Source organism: Lentibacillus daqui (genome assembly GCF_027186265.1).
GTDB classification, from domain to species: Bacteria; Bacillota; Bacilli; order Bacillales; family Amphibacillaceae; genus Lentibacillus_C; species Lentibacillus_C daqui.
In genome coordinates this window covers 671331-689449 of sequence record NZ_CP114176.1, presented here as the reverse complement: position 1 = coordinate 689449, position 18119 = coordinate 671331, and the positions used below count along the sequence as shown (strand labels likewise).

12 protein-coding genes and 2 pseudogenes are annotated in these 18119 nt (G+C 36.0%); all 14 read right to left on the bottom strand.

Features of this window, described 5'->3' with window-relative positions:
- Positions 1-36: 36 nt before the first annotated feature.
- A complete protein-coding gene (locus O2S85_RS03680) occupies positions 37-741 on the bottom strand; it encodes a hypothetical protein (protein ID WP_269411372.1) in 705 nt (234 codons plus the stop codon).
- On the bottom strand, positions 710-2008 hold the full coding sequence (locus O2S85_RS03675) for a hypothetical protein (protein WP_269411371.1): 1299 nt from the start codon (positions 2006-2008) through the stop codon (positions 710-712). Before O2S85_RS03675 ends, O2S85_RS03680 begins: the two co-directional genes overlap by 32 nt.
- Before the next feature lie 54 nt (positions 2009-2062).
- Positions 2063-3619, bottom strand: coding sequence for an IS66 family transposase (tnpC, locus tag O2S85_RS03670; protein ID WP_080872501.1), 1557 nt, complete (start codon positions 3617-3619; stop codon positions 2063-2065).
- 97 nt (positions 3620-3716) lie between these two features.
- A complete protein-coding gene (gene tnpB / locus O2S85_RS03665) occupies positions 3717-4073 on the bottom strand; it encodes an IS66 family insertion sequence element accessory protein TnpB (RefSeq protein ID WP_042528993.1) in 357 nt (118 codons plus the stop codon).
- A 274-nt stretch (positions 4074-4347) separates the two neighbouring features.
- Positions 4348-6309, bottom strand: coding sequence for a DUF3732 domain-containing protein (locus tag O2S85_RS03660; RefSeq protein ID WP_269411370.1), 1962 nt, complete (start codon positions 6307-6309; stop codon positions 4348-4350).
- Positions 6306-6794, bottom strand: a complete 489-nt coding sequence (locus tag O2S85_RS03655; protein ID WP_269411369.1) for a three component ABC system middle component — start codon at positions 6792-6794, stop codon at positions 6306-6308. Before O2S85_RS03655 ends, O2S85_RS03660 begins: the two co-directional genes overlap by 4 nt.
- The gene (locus O2S85_RS03650; RefSeq protein WP_269411368.1) at positions 6791-8014 is read right to left on the bottom strand and encodes an ABC-three component system protein; all 1224 of its coding nucleotides are present in this window, start codon (positions 8012-8014) and stop codon (positions 6791-6793) included. The genes O2S85_RS03655 and O2S85_RS03650 overlap by 4 nt, the downstream gene beginning before the upstream one ends.
- A gap of 349 nt (positions 8015-8363) precedes the next feature.
- A complete protein-coding gene (locus O2S85_RS03645) occupies positions 8364-9275 on the bottom strand; it encodes a conjugal transfer protein (protein ID WP_269411367.1) in 912 nt (303 codons plus the stop codon).
- 16 nt (positions 9276-9291) lie between these two features.
- A complete protein-coding gene (locus O2S85_RS03640) occupies positions 9292-10332 on the bottom strand; it encodes a bifunctional lytic transglycosylase/C40 family peptidase (protein WP_439649427.1) in 1041 nt (346 codons plus the stop codon).
- Positions 10329-12509 (bottom strand): CD3337/EF1877 family mobilome membrane protein, encoded by a 2181-nt coding sequence (locus O2S85_RS03635; RefSeq protein ID WP_439649449.1) that lies wholly within the window; start codon positions 12507-12509, stop codon positions 10329-10331. Before O2S85_RS03635 ends, O2S85_RS03640 begins: the two co-directional genes overlap by 4 nt.
- Positions 12509-12874, bottom strand: a pseudogene (locus O2S85_RS03630) (ATP-binding protein); the annotation flags it as partial. The gene O2S85_RS03635 and the pseudogene O2S85_RS03630, both read right to left, overlap by 1 nt.
- A gap of 126 nt (positions 12875-13000) precedes the next feature.
- Positions 13001-14938: a group II intron reverse transcriptase/maturase gene (ltrA, locus tag O2S85_RS03625; protein ID WP_269411366.1), complete on the bottom strand. Its 1938-nt coding sequence runs from the start codon at positions 14936-14938 to the stop codon at positions 13001-13003.
- Between the two features lie 688 nt (positions 14939-15626).
- Positions 15627-17738: pseudogene (gene tcpF / locus O2S85_RS18885) on the bottom strand (conjugal transfer ATPase TcpF); the annotation flags it as partial.
- The gene (locus O2S85_RS03615) at positions 17722-18114 is read right to left on the bottom strand and encodes a conjugal transfer protein (protein ID WP_269411365.1); all 393 of its coding nucleotides are present in this window, start codon (positions 18112-18114) and stop codon (positions 17722-17724) included. The gene O2S85_RS03615 and the pseudogene tcpF, both read right to left, overlap by 17 nt.
- Positions 18115-18119: the final 5 nt, after the last annotated feature.

Below are 18119 nucleotides of genomic sequence, written 5' to 3'. Positions count from 1 at the left end.
CCTACCTCTTTTTTTATCTCAAATATTTTACACAAACTATTTTACGTCATCATCATTTTCTTTTCGATACCGGGTTGTTATTAAATCTTTTATTCCTCGTTTCAATACATCTTCTTTTCTGTACATAGTAGAGTATTTTTTTAAGAAACTTAATGCCTTTAAAAAATCACCTTGTTCGATAATTTCTCTATATTTTTTTTTATCAATATCAGTTAAACCTTTATCCAATTCAAGTAACAAGTCTTTCCAGTTGGGTAAGTTTAATGGGATTGATACACCAGCACCGAGAAAAGGAACTATTTTTTGAGTTCGATTTTTAAGTTTCTCTAAATTATCTCTATACTCATCCATTAGATATTTCTTTAATTGTGTAGATCTATATTCAGCGATTAATTGTAAAAAATTCGAATTAAGTTTGAACATTTCACGTGTAATATGTCTTTTTGAATCTTTCAAAACTTCTCCACAGTATTTACATTGGTCATCTAGTGTAATAACATAGTCAATTGAGTCTTTTGCTTCACAGTCGTATGCAAAATACTTTGATGCAAGATCAGATCTTATCAATTCAGTAAGAATTATATGGAGTGTTTCCATTTCCATATTGTAATGTGTCAATCTATTCTTCGGAAAAATTTCTTCTTTGACTACTTCTGCAAGTGTATTTAACTGCTCAAATGTTTCTTCTTCACTCTTTTGAAGTTTAATACTAACGGTATGAATTAATTTGGTCAATGACATAATGAATTATCTCCTTATTTAAAGCTCTGGTAGGACGGAATACTACTCTAAATTGTTTACTTGTAGAATATATAGTCGTTTGGATTACATCTGTCTTTTCTTCATCTGTAAATAAATAATCAGTAAACCAAGATATTGACCAGTTATCAAGCTCTAAAGCTTGTTCAAAACTAAAGTAAAGACTATGAAACATGTCTGAAGCTGAAACCGGCTGTTTAGAGTTACTTGATTGAGTCGAACTTCTACTTGATTTATTTGATGTAAATTTAATTCTTGTTGGGTATCCAACAAGCTTTTGTTTTTTTGCCTTTTTCACAAGTTCCGTCGGTTTAATATTATATTCAATATAATATGATAATAATAATGCTTGGATTTTTTTGTTTAAATCACTTTTATCAATTCCATTTAAACTTTTATCATCGGTAAACAACGATTTATTTAATTTATCGACAGAAGCTCTTATTGGCTTACTTGTTCTTGATTTAACTTCAGTACGTAAATCCTCCAATAACGCATTATCAAGGTACTTACAAAAATCATACATACCCTTCCGATCATCTTTCACATCTATTTCTTTTAATGATATACCCAAAGTATATAATACTTTATTAACTACGGTCTTATGTAACTGGTGGGTAGTTGTAGGTGTTACATTATTTTCTTTTTTTAATTCTGTTATATTTTTTATCATAGTTAGAACTAAATTTTTTGTAAAATCAAGTTCAATGCCTGCAATAAAATAATCTACACCTTGTATTTTTTTGGGAACGACTTCAACAAACAGAAATCTAGCAGATGTTACTGAACCTTTTTCTGTGTTATAATCATACCCTGCAATAAACGTAGTGTTTATAGAGGATATATTTAACGAATCCATCAAATAAAATCCGTCTTCACTCATATAGCTGTGAAGTGCAGCAGGTATGGTATCTTTAATATTAATTTTATCTATCAACTTTTTAACTTTTTCTTTAAAGAAATCGATTTGTAGATTAGGATGTCCTAAAATTTGATCAACATATATATTTTTCAAATGACTATAGAATATATTTTCAAAGAATATAAAATCAATAGTTTCAGCACTATAGCTCTTTTTTAAAGAACTATAGTAATCCGCAAATTCAAGTTTATTCACTTCTTCAGAAACATCAAATTCAGCAGCAACGTCATTCTTAAATTTTTTTGTATCAATGAAATCAAGAAATCTATCACCGTTGAATATATACATTGCATCTTTTATTGTAAGCGGGAAATAATATGACGCCATGACAAATAGCCCTGAAAGGAGTAAACTTTTTGTAAAGAAGCTCCATTAGGGCTATTATGCTCGTTTTATATGTTTTGAAAGTGGCTTCACCTTGGCTTGGATATAAGGACTCCATGGAAAATAGTTTTCCCATTGTTCCGAGTCTTGAAAAATATTAAGCTGGGGAAGTTCCGTAAATAAAACGGTTAAGTATTCAAACGGATCAATTCCATTTTCTTTAGCTGTTTGGATAACACTGTATCCAATGGTATTCGCATGAGCTCCAGCTACGCTGGTTGAAAAATACCAGTTTTTACGTCCGACGGTGACAGGCCGAATGGAACGTTCTGCGAGATTATTACTAATGAAAAGGCGTCCGTCTGTTAAAAAGCGTTGAAGGGAATCCCTTAACTTTTGTGTATAATCCACAGCTTTTTGTAAAGGACCTTTCATTGTAACGAGAGCGTCCAGCCATCCCCAAAACTCCTTCAGTAACGGCTTGCTTTCCAGCTGGCGTTGCTGCAGGCGTTCCTCTGGAGATAAATCTTTCCATTGCCTTTCCAGCTTGAAAAGCTGGTCACAGTAATGGACGCCGACGGCGCCTTGTCCATTTGAATCATTGGTCTCTAAAAACTTTCTCCGAACATGCGCCCAGCACGTTTGAAGTTGCACATCTTCTAATTTTTGATAGACGGAATATCCATCACAATGAAGAAGTCCTTGAAATCCTTTGAGAAAGGTTTCTGCTACTTCAAACCGGCGTGTCTCGGAAGAATGGTAGAGAATAATGGGATGTTTGGCAGCTTCCGCTGTTCGAAATAACCATATCCTCGCATCGGCTGTAGCTGACTTTTCGTCTGCCCGGCGTAAAATTTGATAGGTCGTTTCATCAGCGGAGAGCACAGGTTCTAGAAGTAATTTTTCTCTCATTTGTTGGTACAATGGCTCCAGCCATTCTTCGGAACTTCGAATCGCCCAGTTTGCCAACGTTCTCCGGGAAACCTTCAACCCATATCTTGCCCATTCTTTTTCCTGACGATGATAAGGAATACTCATCTCCAGCTTTTGATAGAGATTATAGGCTAACACGCTCGGTCCAGCTAAACTTTTAGCTAAGGCTGGTTCCGGTGCTTTTTGTCGGAGAATGTGATTCTGACCGGTTTTCTTACAGGCTAAGCATTCATAAGCATGTTCATAATGTACATGTTTTACTAAATGAGCTGGGATAAACTCTAACTCCGTTCGAGCTTCTCGCTTCCCAAGATGTTTTAATGGGCTGGCACAGCACGAACAGACCTGGCTATCGGACGGAAGAGTGTGTTCTTCCACCACGATAGGCAAGTCTCTTGTGATATCGGCCCGCTGCCCTTGATATTTTTTTCGCTGATAAGAGATGGTCTCTATTTCAACGGCTTTGTCTGCAGGTTGCTCTGCCTCGCTAAAAGGGGGATTATTGTCTTCTTCGAAGAAGGAGAGTTGACCTTGAGAATTCTTTTCGGATGATGTTCCAAATAGTCGACGATTCATATTGGTCAGCTGGTTAATCAGCTGTTCAATTTGTTTTGCTTGTTTTTCATTTTGAATTGTCAAATGTTCGATTTGTTTCATCAGCTTCTTTTCCAATTCTGTCAACGTATTCACCCCCTGTGTCCAAATAATTTCTTTTATCGTACCACACTTTATCAAAAAGGGAAGAAAAAATTTAAAAAACAATTTCTCTCCCCCATGATTAAGTGAGGACACCTAATTTGGCAGGTTGAATTTTTTGTTTTTGATAGATGGAAAAACCGTCAAACAGCCACTCGATTTGTTTTGGTGTCAGTTTTTCAACGTCGGTTTGCGAACGCGGCCAAGTTAACTTTCCCTGATCGTATCGCTTATAAAGCAAATAAAAACCTTCTCCATCAAACCAGAGAGCTTTAAATCGATCCGTTCTTCTCCCGCAGAATAAGAAAACAGATTCATCTAAAATATCTAATTGAAATTGACTGGTGATTACGGAAGCCAGACCATCAATGCCTTTGCGAAGATCTGTATAGCCACAGACTAAATAACAATTTTTCATCTGGGAGAAGTCAACGAGCATGACGGCACACCTCCTTTATCAAGGCTACTGCCAAAGATTCCTGACAACCTTCAAAGATTGTTAGCTGTAGAGAATGACAAGAAACTTCCGCTACTGGATTTACAGGCGTAGAGGAAGATGGTGCTGGGATCGTTACGGGAACAATCGGGTTTTCCTTCATGAAAAAACTACCTCCTGTTACTTGTTAAATCCAAGTATAGAGGTAGTTCCGTTATAATAGAATGCGGTCTATTATTTCCCGCTTACCTTTTATTTCCAAAATATCGCCCTCTTTTTACTTCGTTTTTTCTGGCCAATCTTCAGGTATAAGACCAGATTCTTTCTTTTTCCATCTATATTTAACAGATTTTTTATATCTTTCATGATTCTTGAAATAAGCATGTTCAATTATAATAATTTGTAGAGATTCGTTCCTATCAACTTCATCAAATAAAGCTTCAAAATATTTCAACAGTGAATTTCTCTCTCCGTTTTCGTTTATATCATCAATTTCTACCTCATTTGGTTCTTCATCAGGTGGAAAATAAGGTCTGCTCAATTGATCAAATAGTAATACACCCGGAACCGGTCTATTCAAGCTAGCAAAATGCCGGTGTAAGGCTAACATTAAAGATACGTGTAAACTTAAATAATTTTCATCGGAACCAACATCACGCATACTTTCACTATGTGTTGGTAATGAAACACCTACATCAAGGTTTTTCAAATTTATATAAACTGGACAGTCCTCATACCTTTCTTCAAATGGTAAATTGAATATTATATTTGTTGCAATAGAGGATATTCTTCGTTCAACATTTTCTAAATTGTTTAGTTTATTTTCGAAATTCACCTCTTCTTCTAATTCTTCCAATCTTTTATTCAATCTATCGAGAAAATCCTGATTTTTATTTTGATTATTGGAATCAAGTGCTTCTTTACTCTCTAAATATAAACTTATTCGACCTATAGTTCTATTCCTTCTTTGAAATAAATCTAAATTATTTTCAGTTTGTTCATTTTCTTTAACTAAAACACCAATTTTGTCTTTGATACTTTTAATTAATACTTCTTTTCTCTCTAAATCTTGCGTTAAAATGTTTATATAATTATCCAACCGAGGCCTATCTTTTTCTAGACTTCTCAGATCATTTTGAGTTTTTACCATAAGGTTTTTAATTGTACTTACTGGCTTTGACGGATTATTTAATTCACTTTGACAAAGCGGACAAGTATTAGGATCATGGGGTTTTTTGAAAAGGTTAATTACTTCTAACTTCCTTTTTTGTTGGTTTACAGTCCCATCAAATTCTTCGGCTGCTAATATTTGTTGTTTAGCTTTTCTTAGCTTATTTTTTATTTCTATAACTTTACTTTGTTCATTTGTTAATTGAGTATATAAATTAGGCAATAAATCCTCATTAATTTTACTTTCTACTGTAATATTCCAATTGGCAACGGCAGCTAATTTCTTTAGAAGTTCATCATTATCCCATTCGTCTATATTTTCTTCATTATCTATTAAGCCCAGCTGTATAGCTTCTTGCACTAAATTTAAAGCTTTATTAGAATCTCCAAAAATAATGGCTTCATTAGCTTTAACTTCCTTCTCAATTCTATTAATTTGTCTTGTGATTTTCTTGAACTCGAGTTCTTTACTTAAAGTATCCTCATCCACAATTCCTAAAAAATATGGTAATGATTCAATTACACTTTGCTTTCTTTCATCGTTTGTTCCTCTTAATAAAGTATTTTTGCTAATGATTACATCATCATCTTGCAGAAGGTATGGGATTGTGTTTCTAATAGATATTCGTTTCGATTCGAGCTTAGTTCCAAAGGACTCCGTTCTTGCATCCCCTATACCTAAAAGCCTTTCAAATTGCGCTAATCCCCCTTCAACATTAGTCGTTTTACTTAGTTCTGATGATTTAGCAGGTATTTCTATATTTTTACCGATTTCAAAATAAATATCTCCACTAGATTTCCATCCTATTTTGGGTATTTTTCTAAATATAGAAAACTCTGTATCACCTTTCACCCATAAAATTCCTACCCAGCTTAAACAACCTCTTACAAATGAAGGGATGTGACATTCACTAGCCCCCATTACATAATCAATAATCTCTGGTATAGCAGACTTTCCAGTCCTTGATTCTCCTGTAATAATGGTAACATCTTCTAGATTAAATTCTAATTCTTTCATTTTCTCATTGTGGCTGTATAGTAGTATTTTCTTTATATTCCACCTTTTCATAAGGACACTCCTAACACGTTATATATAGTTTTTGTAGATTCTAATTGACCACACCAACTCCCGAGCTTTTTTGCAACTGTTAAAGTTTTTCTTGACTCCTCAAAATGTTCTTCAGTGTATATCTTACTAACCTTAATTCCACTTTTATTAAAAAAAATAAGACCCTCGTCATCAAAATAGAAAATTTTATTAGTTGTTCCAAATAAAATCGCTTCTCTTGTAATATCCTGAGTTACTTCTATTCTTTGAGCAATATCAATTATCGCTGAAGGGTTTCTAGAAATCCAAGTAAGTAATCCAGTTGAAGTATTGGTACCATCAAAATTATTTCTTATAGGCTTTGATAAGACTAAAGGAAGAGGTAAAAATAATATTGGAAATTCACAGCCTTCTTTCTTTACTTCTTCAAACCCATTAAGAAAAGACCATAATATTAATGAACAAAGCGGAGGATTTGTAGCAGAATATGTATCTGTTGAAATCATTTTTCTTCCTCCTTATTAGTTGAAGTTTTCTTAATTCTTTCAGTAAATTCTGGGTGCCAGCCAACCTTCAGGTCTTCAGCGAGTTGCTGATAAGAACCTTGCACAAGGTAGGCTTGACTCCATTCCTTTCGAATTGGGGTGATTTCCTTATGAGCCTCTCTATGGGACCAATCTAGCAAGGAACGTCCATTTTCAGAGAGCACACCTTCTTCCTCCCCCTTTAAATCAAACTTCATTGTTTGAAAATAATCATCCCAAACAGTAACTAATCTTTTATCTAATTTTTTTAACTCTATTCCATTAATTAAATCGTCCTTTAGCCATTTTTCTCTTTGATTTCTTGCTTGCCACCTTGTTGTAGCTGCTCTTCTTTTCCTCGGCTCTCCTCCTTTTACTAAATCAATTTGGATTTCCATATTTCCTCCAAGTTCTCCTGATACATCCGCTTCTTCAGCTAAATCCCCAAAATCATCTGTTAAATTTTCATCAGATAATTCATTGATTAATGTTACTATTTGTCGTATCAATTCATATTTACTAATATCCCTTGACAACTCATTTAATAAACCTAAAACCACTCTTCTATCCCACCACTCAATTAACCGTTCAACTAATTTCAATCTTATATTTACCGGAACAGTATTTTGAATCCTTTCCGCTACTTCATTAGGTATATCTTTTATATTATAATTGTCAGGTTGTACAGAAATTTTACTAATAAGGTTTGTTCTTTGTTCCGCATTTAAAGATAAATACGCTTCACAACCAGGCCACCTTGTTTTAAATGGTAAAGTTTCTTCTTTACTTGCTGCTAATTTTCTTGCTTCAGCAACTCGATTAGCTTCTACTAGAAGACTTTCAACTACTAAATTTCTATCAGAATCATTATTAGATAGATTAGTTAGTGAACATTCATCATCTATTTGAGATGTGGTTACAAATATAAAGTATGTCGCTTCATCTACTTCTTCTTTTCTTAACATATCTGCCCAAATTCTAATAGTCTTCCATAAACCATCATTTTTTTCATTTATTTTTCCCTTGCTATTAAGACTATGCTTTAGTTGGTATAATTTTTTTATATTTCCTTCAATATATACATCATCACCAGTCTCTATACTCACCTTATCGTTATCATTTGCATCTAGTAATTTTACTAAGGCATACATGCCTTGAAAATAATATCCCAGAAGCGAAGCCTCTGCTGAGTGTTCACTCATATATTTCACCTACCAAATGATTAATTTTTAGCAATTTTACCTATTACTATATTATCATTAAATAATATGGAAAAGATATCTAATATACGAAAAATTATCAAAATAGGATTTAATAAATTAAAATATAAGTGTATCTGTTTTTATAAAATCTAAGAAACAATCCGAGTTTGTACAATAAAAGAAGTAGATAAAATGTTTGCTCAACAAAAGTAAGAGTTTTATATCTTTTTATAAAGGGAAAATTTCTTATACTTGACTTGTTTAAATAGCATCATCCCCACTGTTTTTTAACCTTAAAACAAGCGAGGATGATTTTTACTTTTTATTTGCACATATCCACTTATTCTTCTTATTCAACAATCATCCAGTTTGTATCTTTTTCTATTATGAACTCATATTGTGAAAGCTGTTTTGCTTTTGTAGTCTCATCTAAATAACTTACTGTTACCCATACCTTAATTTGACCGTCCAATTCTTGATACACAGAATTAACAAGTTCAGAAAATATATATTTCTTTTCAATGGGTGGTAAAATATTGTCTTTTACATAATAAGCAAGTTCTTGATCCGTTGCGGTTGGATAAGAAGTAAAGAAAGCTTCTAAAAACGCTGTGACTTCCTGTTCAGTAGCCGATTCCACTGTTCCATTGTTTTCTGCTTGCTCCGGTACAAAATTAGATTTGTTGGGCTGGGACCACATGGTTGGATTTTGGGTAATAACCAGATTTTCTTGTTCATCTTGATGAAGCACAATACGATAGGTTGCGTTTGTGAAAGAGCTGTCCTTTTCTTCTGTAATTTTTTGTTGCACCGAGTAGACTACTGAATAATTATTTTCAGTTTCTTCTGATACCGACCAAATATTGATGTTTTGGACACTGGAACTTGTCGGAATATCTTCCCGAATCATATCAATATTTATAGCCTGCAATTCTTCTGTCAAGTAATCAGCAAGCTTTTCTGTTCGTTCTTCTAACGCTTCTGATTCATTTTCCCAAGAGTAATATTCTTTCACAAAGTTTTCCGTAAAACTCTCAATAGCAGTTGTATCTATGATATTGGCTTGAACGACTTCTCTTTCATGAATAGTATGTTGATCAATCGCTGTAAAGTTTTTATAGATTCCGAAGGCAATACTGCTTAAAAGCAGTATCCATAAGAGAACAACTGATTTTTTTCGCTTGCCAACCGTTTTTATTTTTACTTTTTTTCTTTGCTTTAACTTTGGTTGTTTTTCTTTCTTGCTAAAAGGAAGTTTCATCTACTCATTCCCTCCACTAATTTTTGATTCGTCCAGCGCCAATTAAATGGTTCTGCCAGTAGGAAGAAGTTAAATCTGCATATCCAATTGGGTCACCTGCTTGATACATCTGGTTATCTCCCACATAGATGCCGACGTGCGTTACATAATTAGCCGTATTATAAGTGGAATGGAAGAAAACCAGATCCCCGGGTTCTGCTTCAGATAAAGGAACAGATTTTGTTGCGTCATATTGTTCTTGTGCGGTCCGGGGAAGATTAATTCCTGCTTTTTGATACACCCACCGAGTTAAGCCGCTGCAATCAAAGGAAGTATTCGGATTATCCCCTCCAAAAACATAGGGGAAACCTTCGTATTTTAAAGCTTCTTCCATGACTGCTTGAAAAATTTCATCTCCAAAAGCGGGGACCTCTGATGATTCACTCAGGTAAGGCTGAAGCAAGTCCAAGTAGAACATATTGCCATAGGTATAGCGCCAACCCCCATTCTTTTCTACTGCAATTGGATTACTGTACATTACTTTACTTCCGCCGGCTTGCTGCTTCGCAAAGCTTTCTGCCAATTCAAAGCTGTAAGTTTGTCCATTTTCAGCTACATAGTCGATAAAACCACCGCCGTAATTATAGGCTTGAATAGCGGCTTCTTGATCAACTTCTTTACTTTCCGCTGCTTGTAATAATTCTGCAAGATATTTAGTCCCCTGTTCAATGGAGGCCTCAGTATCTAAGGAATTGGGAGATAATCCGAGCGACTCACTGCTTTGCATAACATCTTCCACAGTGCCGCCACTCTCTACAGCAATAATGGCAAGTAATATTGGAACATACTCACCGATATTATATTCATTTGCGTACTTCTCTACGGTCTGTTGATGAGCTAACACATCTTCGGATAAAGAAACATGTTGAAAATCTCCTGATAAACCTAAATCCATTGGAGCATCAAAGTCCCCTGCTTCATCAGAAATAAAAATGGCCACAAAAGACAACAATCCCAAGAACGCTAAAAATCCTATTCCACTCATAATCAATATGATCTTTAATCGTAAAAATATCATGAGCGATTCCTCCTGATTGTTTGTCGCCTGCGTGGAGGTTTCGGATGTTGCTTTATTCGTTTTCTAGGCAGGACAGGTCGTTTCATCACTTGTTTTTCCTGCGATTTTGGATTCTTTTTTGGAATCCGAACAAAGTTTGTTTTCCGGTTCTGTTTCTTACTTTGTATAGACTCTTTATACGGTTGAGTTGCTTGTCTCTTTTGAGTTCGCAGCGCTTGGATACCTTCTTTTTGTACCATTGCCTGTTTGCTTTTATGATTTTCAGAAATCGTTCTTTCTTTTTGTTTTTGTTTGGTCGCCTGTTTTTCTTTCATTGAAGAAGAAACAGGTTTTTGCTGTATCGTCGGATTACTGGAATAAGATTTTGGATTCTTTTGCTTCTTGTCCAAAGCTTGCCGCTTTTCAGCAATCGTTTGGCGGTGTTTGTTCATACGTTCGGTATTTTGTATTAGCCGCCGTTCTTTTGCTTGCGTCATCCCCTTTTTAAAGTCTCTGCCAGGTCGCTTAAGATTTTCTTTTCCTTGTACAACCGCGTACTTTGCAGTTGTTGGCAAGTCCCTAAGTTGAGCTTTACGATGTTGGATATTCGCACGTACACGATTTTTGGTATCTATAACTTTTCCGGTCGTTTGCCCGACTCTCTGGCTGAAAGATTTAGATTCATTATTGCTCCGTTCCGTCTTGTTATTTCTGGTTGGTTTTAATCGTTGTAAAGGTCTGCTAAGAGAAAAGGAACCTTTGCCTTTACCTATCATTGATCCAACAGTCGCCCCAGCTGCTGCACCTGTCAATGTCCGTCCAATCGAACGTTGCAAGCGACGACCGCTGCGGTATGCCATTTGTTTTGGTCGTCGCATAACACCTCGACCGACTTGTTGACTATCGCTGCTTTGTAAACGAAACATGCTCATAATATCACCTAGCTTCATGTAAATGCCGGCAAATGTAACGATTTGTAGAAATGCAATCAAGAAAAATGGATAGCTGCTGGTCAGGGTATACAACATGGATGAAATACTAAAGGCAACCGTAATCACCAGCGTAATTCCTGCCCTCAGCATAATCACGTTAAAGAGTTTCATAATTGCTTGTTTCCCCATATTTTCAAAGCTGGGAATCATGGAAAGTAAAAAGCTGATAGGAAGAAAAATCGCAAAAACAATGAAAAGCAGTTGCGAGAAAATCATCATACCGGATAAAAGAAACACGAAAATAGATATACCAATGTTAAATAGAAATAAAAAGAAGACCATCCCTAAACGAGTGGTAGTCTTCGTAATCGTCAGATTTTTATTGTCGTGATTTTCAATTTCTGCTTTCACAACATTTTCGCGGTTCTTTCCATTGTTCTCATCGGGACTGGTAGAAACCAATGTATCTACACGTTCTTCTCCAATTGCTTCTTTATCCGAGTTATCAAATTGCAACAGCATCCATGGCTGCTCTATCTGAATCGAGAAGAGATTATTCCGAATCATATCGACACTATCTTTTCCTTGACTATTGGAACTTGGCATAAGCATTTTGGCTCCCAAATCAAGTGCTGCCTCGCTTACATCTGCTGAAAAATCATTAATCTTCATAACATAAGTCGGGGCGTAAGCAATAAAAGAAGCAGACAAAATAAACACTACTAAAAAGTTAATGACAGCCCGCATAGCTTTGGTCGTTTCCTGTTTCAACAAACCGGTATATGCTACATAGATTCCGATAATCAATACAAAGAGAAGCAGAAAACCGACATAGAAACCTTCTTCCCCAAACCCTTCTGATGTAATTCCGGCAAGTGTCTGCATATTTTTCCCGATAGCATTTGCTGTTTCAGAAATGAAATCAAGTGAATAAGCCTGCTGTACCAAGTAACCTGTGGCATTGGATAAATAGAGATTGATAATCCAAATAAAGTTGGTAATAGTGTACAATCCATACATGACCTGTTTACCTATGCCATCATCCCAATTCCATGGCAGCCAATCCCAACCGCTATCTACAAAAAAATCTAATTGGTAATGATCGAGCGGATACAGCGAATAAAGATTATCTTCTGAGACCGTATCATCCACTAAACCAGCGGCGTGAGTAACCGTCAGTAAAGATAGAAACAATAAAAAAAGGACCGTACCAATGAGTACCGTCATCAACATGATTTTTTTGCCTTTAGATAGATTCAACGTTATCACTGCCTTTCTATAACAGGCGGTCTGGTATCAAAGGCTTCAAATAAATCTTCAAAAACTGGATGGACTTGAATGGTTCCAACCCGGCCGTATAAATCTTGCATAAGACATTGACCGTTTTCCAATTCACGTAGCCGTCTTTGATTTGCTTCGTCTTCCGCATCCACACCAAAGAATTGAAGAGTTTTCTTAATTTCCGTCAAGTCTCTGGAACGGAAGGCAAACTTCACCCCGATGTTATTTTTCAACTTTTCATCCGTTAAATCATCCGCATTTTGGGTAACAAAATAAACTCCAGCATTCATGGCCCGGCCAGCTCGCACCAGCTTATTGGAAAGTGTTTTTCCCTGCGCTACTTGCAGAAATAGCGATAGGTAACCCTTTGAGATTATCTCCAGGTTTTCCCCCGCTCCACACCGTACGTGAGACTTTCACCTCATACGGCGCTCCATCATTTATTCATTGAATTCATTTTTCTTAATCTATTTTGGTTAGAAAAGAGTTAACTGTTCATATGTTTCTTCCATTTCAATGTTTAATGGTAGTTCATAATTATTAACTAATTTGCGAAGTTTATTTAATTTTTCCAGTTGGTCACTTGATAAAGCTAATTGATTCAAGAGTCGCTTGATTGTTTCTTGTTTTGTCGCGTGAATGAGTGTATGAACTTCTTTTGTGACAAGTATCAGATTCCGATAGGAATCATTTTGAGTACTTGACCACAATTTTTTATGATGACAGTGGAAGTCATCTAAGAAAAATTCTACTCCTGTTATAGCACATCTTCCTTTTTGTGCGACAAACAATGAAATTCGATTATCATTGAACTCAATGCTTGCTCGTTCGTTAATGACCGGATGTTGTCGTAACCACTGAATCTTCCATTCTGGGACAGATTGTTGTTTCCGATGAATCGCAAGTCTACCTTCAGGCGTATATTTGTTATAAGCATGTTTCTTTAACATTGGTTTTCTCATTTGAACATAGCCTAAAGGTAAAATAGGGTAGCCAAGTAAGTAGCGCATTTGCTTTGATTTCAAATACTTCTTGATTCCTTTATCATGACCTTTGTATTCACCGTTTTTGGTCAGCCCATGCTGTCGAAGTAAATTATGCATAGTAGTTAGTAGTTGATAATTAAGAGGCGAGAAATCTAGGTTTACATGAGTGGCTAGCTTGTAGTACTCATGTATTCCAATAATCATGGAATTATATTTTTTTATTTCTCGTACAACATATCTGCGCTTATCCATTTTCTTAATCTGCTTTACTTGTCTCTTAAGCCCATGTTTAATGCGTTTAAGAGCTTTTGGCGCAACATGTGAGTGACAGACTTTTTTGCCACTTTTTGAAACTAATCGCAATGTAAATCCAAGAAATTCGCTAGATTCGGCTTCTAAATCGGTTATCTTTGACTTTTCCTCTGAAATAGGAAGTTTCAATCTATCTTTCAACCACAGTTTGACTGCATGGTATATTTTATGGGCGTCTGATTTTGTACGACAAAATATTTTGAAGTCATCGCAATACCTTACGATATACATTTCTTTCAAAGAGGTCGTATTTCGTAACTTCGTAAAACTATGCCCCTTATCCAAGTAGCCTTTTTTATTGTAATTAGATTTTAACTCCCGACAAGTACGCTCTTCCCATTGATTGGCAATCCACCAATCAAACTCATTCAAATTAATATTTGCGAGTAAGGGACTTAGAATTCCGCCTTGAGGTGTTCCTTTTGTTGGAATTTCAGTTTCCCCACTTGGAAGAACAATAGGTGCTTTCAACATCTTTCGTAAGATAACCAATAATTGTTTATCACGAATACCCATTGTCCATATTTGGCGCATGAGTTTTCCATGATGAACGTTATCAAAGAATCCTTTAATATCTACATCAACTACATAATTTAATCGACTTTGATTCATTCGATACATACACGTGGCTATTGCATTTTCTGTAGACCGTTGAGGTCTAAATCCATAACTGTGTTTATGAAATTTAGCTTCGCAAATTGGTTCAATTACTTGCAGAATACATTGTTGAGTAATTCTATCCCATATAGAGGGGATACCTAATGGTCTCTTACGACCATTTGCTTTAGGAATTTCTACTCTACGAACTTTTCTCAGTGTATAGCGTCGAACCTTTTTTTGTACGATGGTAAGAAAGGTAGTGTAAGGGAGTTTTTCAATATCTTTAATGGAAACTCCATCAATACCCTTTGTTTTACTACCACCATTTCTTTTGATCGTTCGATAAGCTAATTGTATATTTTCATTTGATGTGATGATGTTCATTAAGCTTTTAAATGAAACTCCTTCGGCGCTTTTCTGATACAACTCATCGAAAATTTCGGTCATTCCGTAGTATTCTGCATAACGTAATTTATTATCTTTTAGAACAATTTCTTCTCTAACAGTTTGATTCATGGTTTATCACTCCTCTCGTCAGATTCGTGACCTTTTTAGTCCTACTAGAATCCATGAGTAGTGATTAAGTTTTATTCAATAAATAAATGACTTGTGGCTGTTCCTCCGATTCCATTACAGAATCTTCATCGGTCGTGCCACTACTCTCACTAAGGATTAAGAAAAGTTATGATTTCCTTTTCAACGCTTCACTGGTTGTGCAAACTCCACGTCCTTAGTTTTCAACGTTCCCTTAACTTTATCAGTACAGAGGTTAGGTGCTGACTTTACCCCACAGACTTATCATGTGCCTATAACACATCAAGGACTTTCATAGGTCGCTATTCTTACTTATCCTCAAGCCTGTCGTACATACATTTCTGTATGCTAGCCTTCAGAGCGTACATTCGCCAGTTCGTCAGTTCCTAATGGAACATTCTCACCATATTCTGTTTTTAATGACTCCCGGCATATCAATTACATATCCTACCTCTAGGACAATTTCGTTAAATGATGAATCATTTACTACGGTAATCTTTTGCCGACTTCACCGAGCTTCATACAATACTTCTTGCACTGAACTATCGCATGTCGGAGTATCAGAGGAAGTGTTTCAAGGCGTTACCCTATCATTCCGCTTCTCAAGTTAAGAGTTCTCCATTCTCTTTCTGATTAACTGTTTTTAAGCAGCTATCTTCGAGAATGTGCGCAATCTTTTCAATTGCGAACGTTTCGCACAGGACCAAGCTTCATCCAAGTCTACGATCTTAAAAATGCTTCGGTCAGAGTGAATAAAATCTAACGCAAAAGTGGAGATGATAATCAGCATGGCAACACTTAGGAGCTCCATCGTTGTATATTCTTCAAAGCTTGTTTCAGCGTCAGGCAATACTAAATCAGCTACTTGAATAATATTCAGCTGTTTTTGTAGACTGATAGAGTTTTGTACAGTTCCGTCAGAAAAGAGCAGATGTGCAAAATCATAGTCGGTAAAACTTTCGATATGGTCTGCAATGGTGGCAGCTAAAGGGTTCGGATCACTTCTTAGTTCATGAATCACTAGCAGCAAGCCACGTTCTTCCTGCTGGCTGACCGCCCGAATCGCTTTTCGTAAAACAGGAAATTTTTCACCATCTCGGCTCGATATACCTGTGAGAAAGGTTAAAATATCAATGGCTAAGCTCTCAGAATCCTTCTTATTTTTCATAATGACGTAGGGGTCAAGTAATCCTTTGTTGAGTTCATCACTTGTAAGATTAACGATATTAATTTCTTCTGCAATATCGGGTAAAGCTTCTTTCCACAAACCTCGTTCCGCTTTTGGATCAACAATGAGAGCTTGTCCGCCAAAAAGAACCGCATAATAGACAAGCAGATTGTTAGAAAATGATTTCCCGCCTCCTAGAGAACCTAAAAAGGCAGAAGCTAGAGCATTTGTAACTGAGCCTTTTACCCCTTGGCTGGCAAGACTTGGATTGACATACACATTCCTTCCCGTATCTAAGTTGTAGCCAAAATAAATACCTTCTGTTTCTCCCAGCATTTGCGTTGCACCAAATCCAAGTCCGGCAAGAAAATCAGAGGTGACATACTGTATATAGTCATTCATGTATCTTTTACTGGCAGGAATGAATTCGCCATGTAATCCCAGCATATCTCCGAAAGGACGAACGAGTTTGACATTCAAATCATCATAAAAATCTTTTACTTCATTACAACGTTGTTTTAACTCATCTTCATTGGAAGCAGACACCCGAATGACATAGCTCAACTTATACATGGATTCCTTCGTTTGGTCGAGAACATCTTCTAGTTCATTCACCTGTTCCAGTGCTTCCAGTACATTATTTCCAGTTTCATTATTTGACTCTGCAGCATGATTGTCCAAGTCTTTTAATTCTTTTTTCTTATTACGTACGGTTGATAGTGCTTTCTTATTTGTCATAATTTCCACATGCATGGACGTATCAATCGGAAAATCAAATTGTTGCTGCTGATAGTAAAAGATTTCATCAGAAGGAAACTCCAAATCTCCTACAATCGAATTAATGGTAAAGTAAGCAGCATAGGTTGTTACCTCTTCCTGTTCCAGCTTAATGAAACGTTGACTTTCTGTAATCAAACAACGGGTTGGCTTAATCAAATCATACTGTTTTATCCATGTTTCTTTTTCTCCTTTTTCAGAAGGAAGAGGATAGTCATATTCCTCAAATGCAATTCCCAATTGTCCATGGAGGTGTTCAATGACATAGCCTATGTCATCTTTGCTTAACGGTCGAACGTTAAAACGGTTGGAGATTTTATTTTGTAATAACTGTTCCATCTTCAAAAAACGATGGATTTCGGAATGCGGCATAGAAACAAAATCTCCCATGAGATGATGATTCACATCACGAACGAAACTGGAAAGAGAATTTATCACGGATTTTCCCATCGACTTCATACTGACTTCTTCTTCATTTAATAAAAGCTTGAAACCAATAAAAAAACGATAATCGACCTGATGCTCACCAATCATCGATATAAGAGCCTCCGTTTGATCGTCGATTCGGTCATAAGCTGCCTCCTTTAATCGTCCTGTCACTAATTCTTTACTTTTTTCCTGTACAGAACGAATACTATTTTCTGTACTGATTTGTAAAGCGTGAATTTTCCCATCTTGATTTTGAGCAACTAATTGACGGAAATGTTCATGGACCTGTATTTTTTCATCCTCCGATAAAAAGGAATAATTATATGGCAATAACTCATAATAAGCGAAGCATTCTCCGTCATGATTAAAAACAAGGTTGTTTTCGATATATTTAATCGGATAGCGCATGCGCCTTCCCCCTTACCGCAGTGACAGCTTCATCAACTGTCTGTTTTTGAAGTTTTACGGTTTTTCCTGCATAAGTCATTTTTGGCCTTATAAAATAGGTCACAACTGATTTAAGAAATCCGTACGGCTTTTTTCCATCAAAGCTTTTTTTACTCATAAACCACGTGATTCCAATAGGGACACCAACATATTTTAATAATGCACCGTCGATCAGAGAAAGAGGCGGGAGATTTCCTAATAACATGACTGCCAAAAGAGAAAGAACAAACCATGTCATTTGATTAAACGTGACGGGAAAAGGCAAACGAAAATCATTGATGGCATAGATCACTTTTTCCACTGACCAAATACGGGTATAACTTTTTAGCTTTTTCAAAAGAT

What these genes read in the sequence shown, in the direction of transcription:
- O2S85_RS03645 (WP_269411367.1), bottom strand. Translation starts at nt 9,275, where the DNA reads ATGAAACTTCCTTTTAGCAAGAAAGAAAAACAACCAAAGTTAAAGCAA.
- tnpB (WP_042528993.1), bottom strand. Translation starts at nt 4,073, where the DNA reads ATGCTCGTTGACTTCTCCCAGATGAAAAATTGTTATTTAGTCTGTGGC.
- O2S85_RS03680 (WP_269411372.1), bottom strand. Translation starts at nt 741, where the DNA reads ATGTCATTGACCAAATTAATTCATACCGTTAGTATTAAACTTCAAAAG.
- O2S85_RS03655 (WP_269411369.1), bottom strand. Translation starts at nt 6,794, where the DNA reads ATGATTTCAACAGATACATATTCTGCTACAAATCCTCCGCTTTGTTCA.
- O2S85_RS03650 (WP_269411368.1), bottom strand. Translation starts at nt 8,014, where the DNA reads ATGAGTGAACACTCAGCAGAGGCTTCGCTTCTGGGATATTATTTTCAA.
- O2S85_RS03660 (WP_269411370.1), bottom strand. Translation starts at nt 6,309, where the DNA reads ATGAAAAGGTGGAATATAAAGAAAATACTACTATACAGCCACAATGAG.
- ltrA (WP_269411366.1), bottom strand. Translation starts at nt 14,938, where the DNA reads ATGAATCAAACTGTTAGAGAAGAAATTGTTCTAAAAGATAATAAATTA.
- O2S85_RS03675 (WP_269411371.1), bottom strand. Translation starts at nt 2,008, where the DNA reads ATGGCGTCATATTATTTCCCGCTTACAATAAAAGATGCAATGTATATA.
- O2S85_RS03640 (WP_439649427.1), bottom strand. Translation starts at nt 10,332, where the DNA reads ATGATATTTTTACGATTAAAGATCATATTGATTATGAGTGGAATAGGA.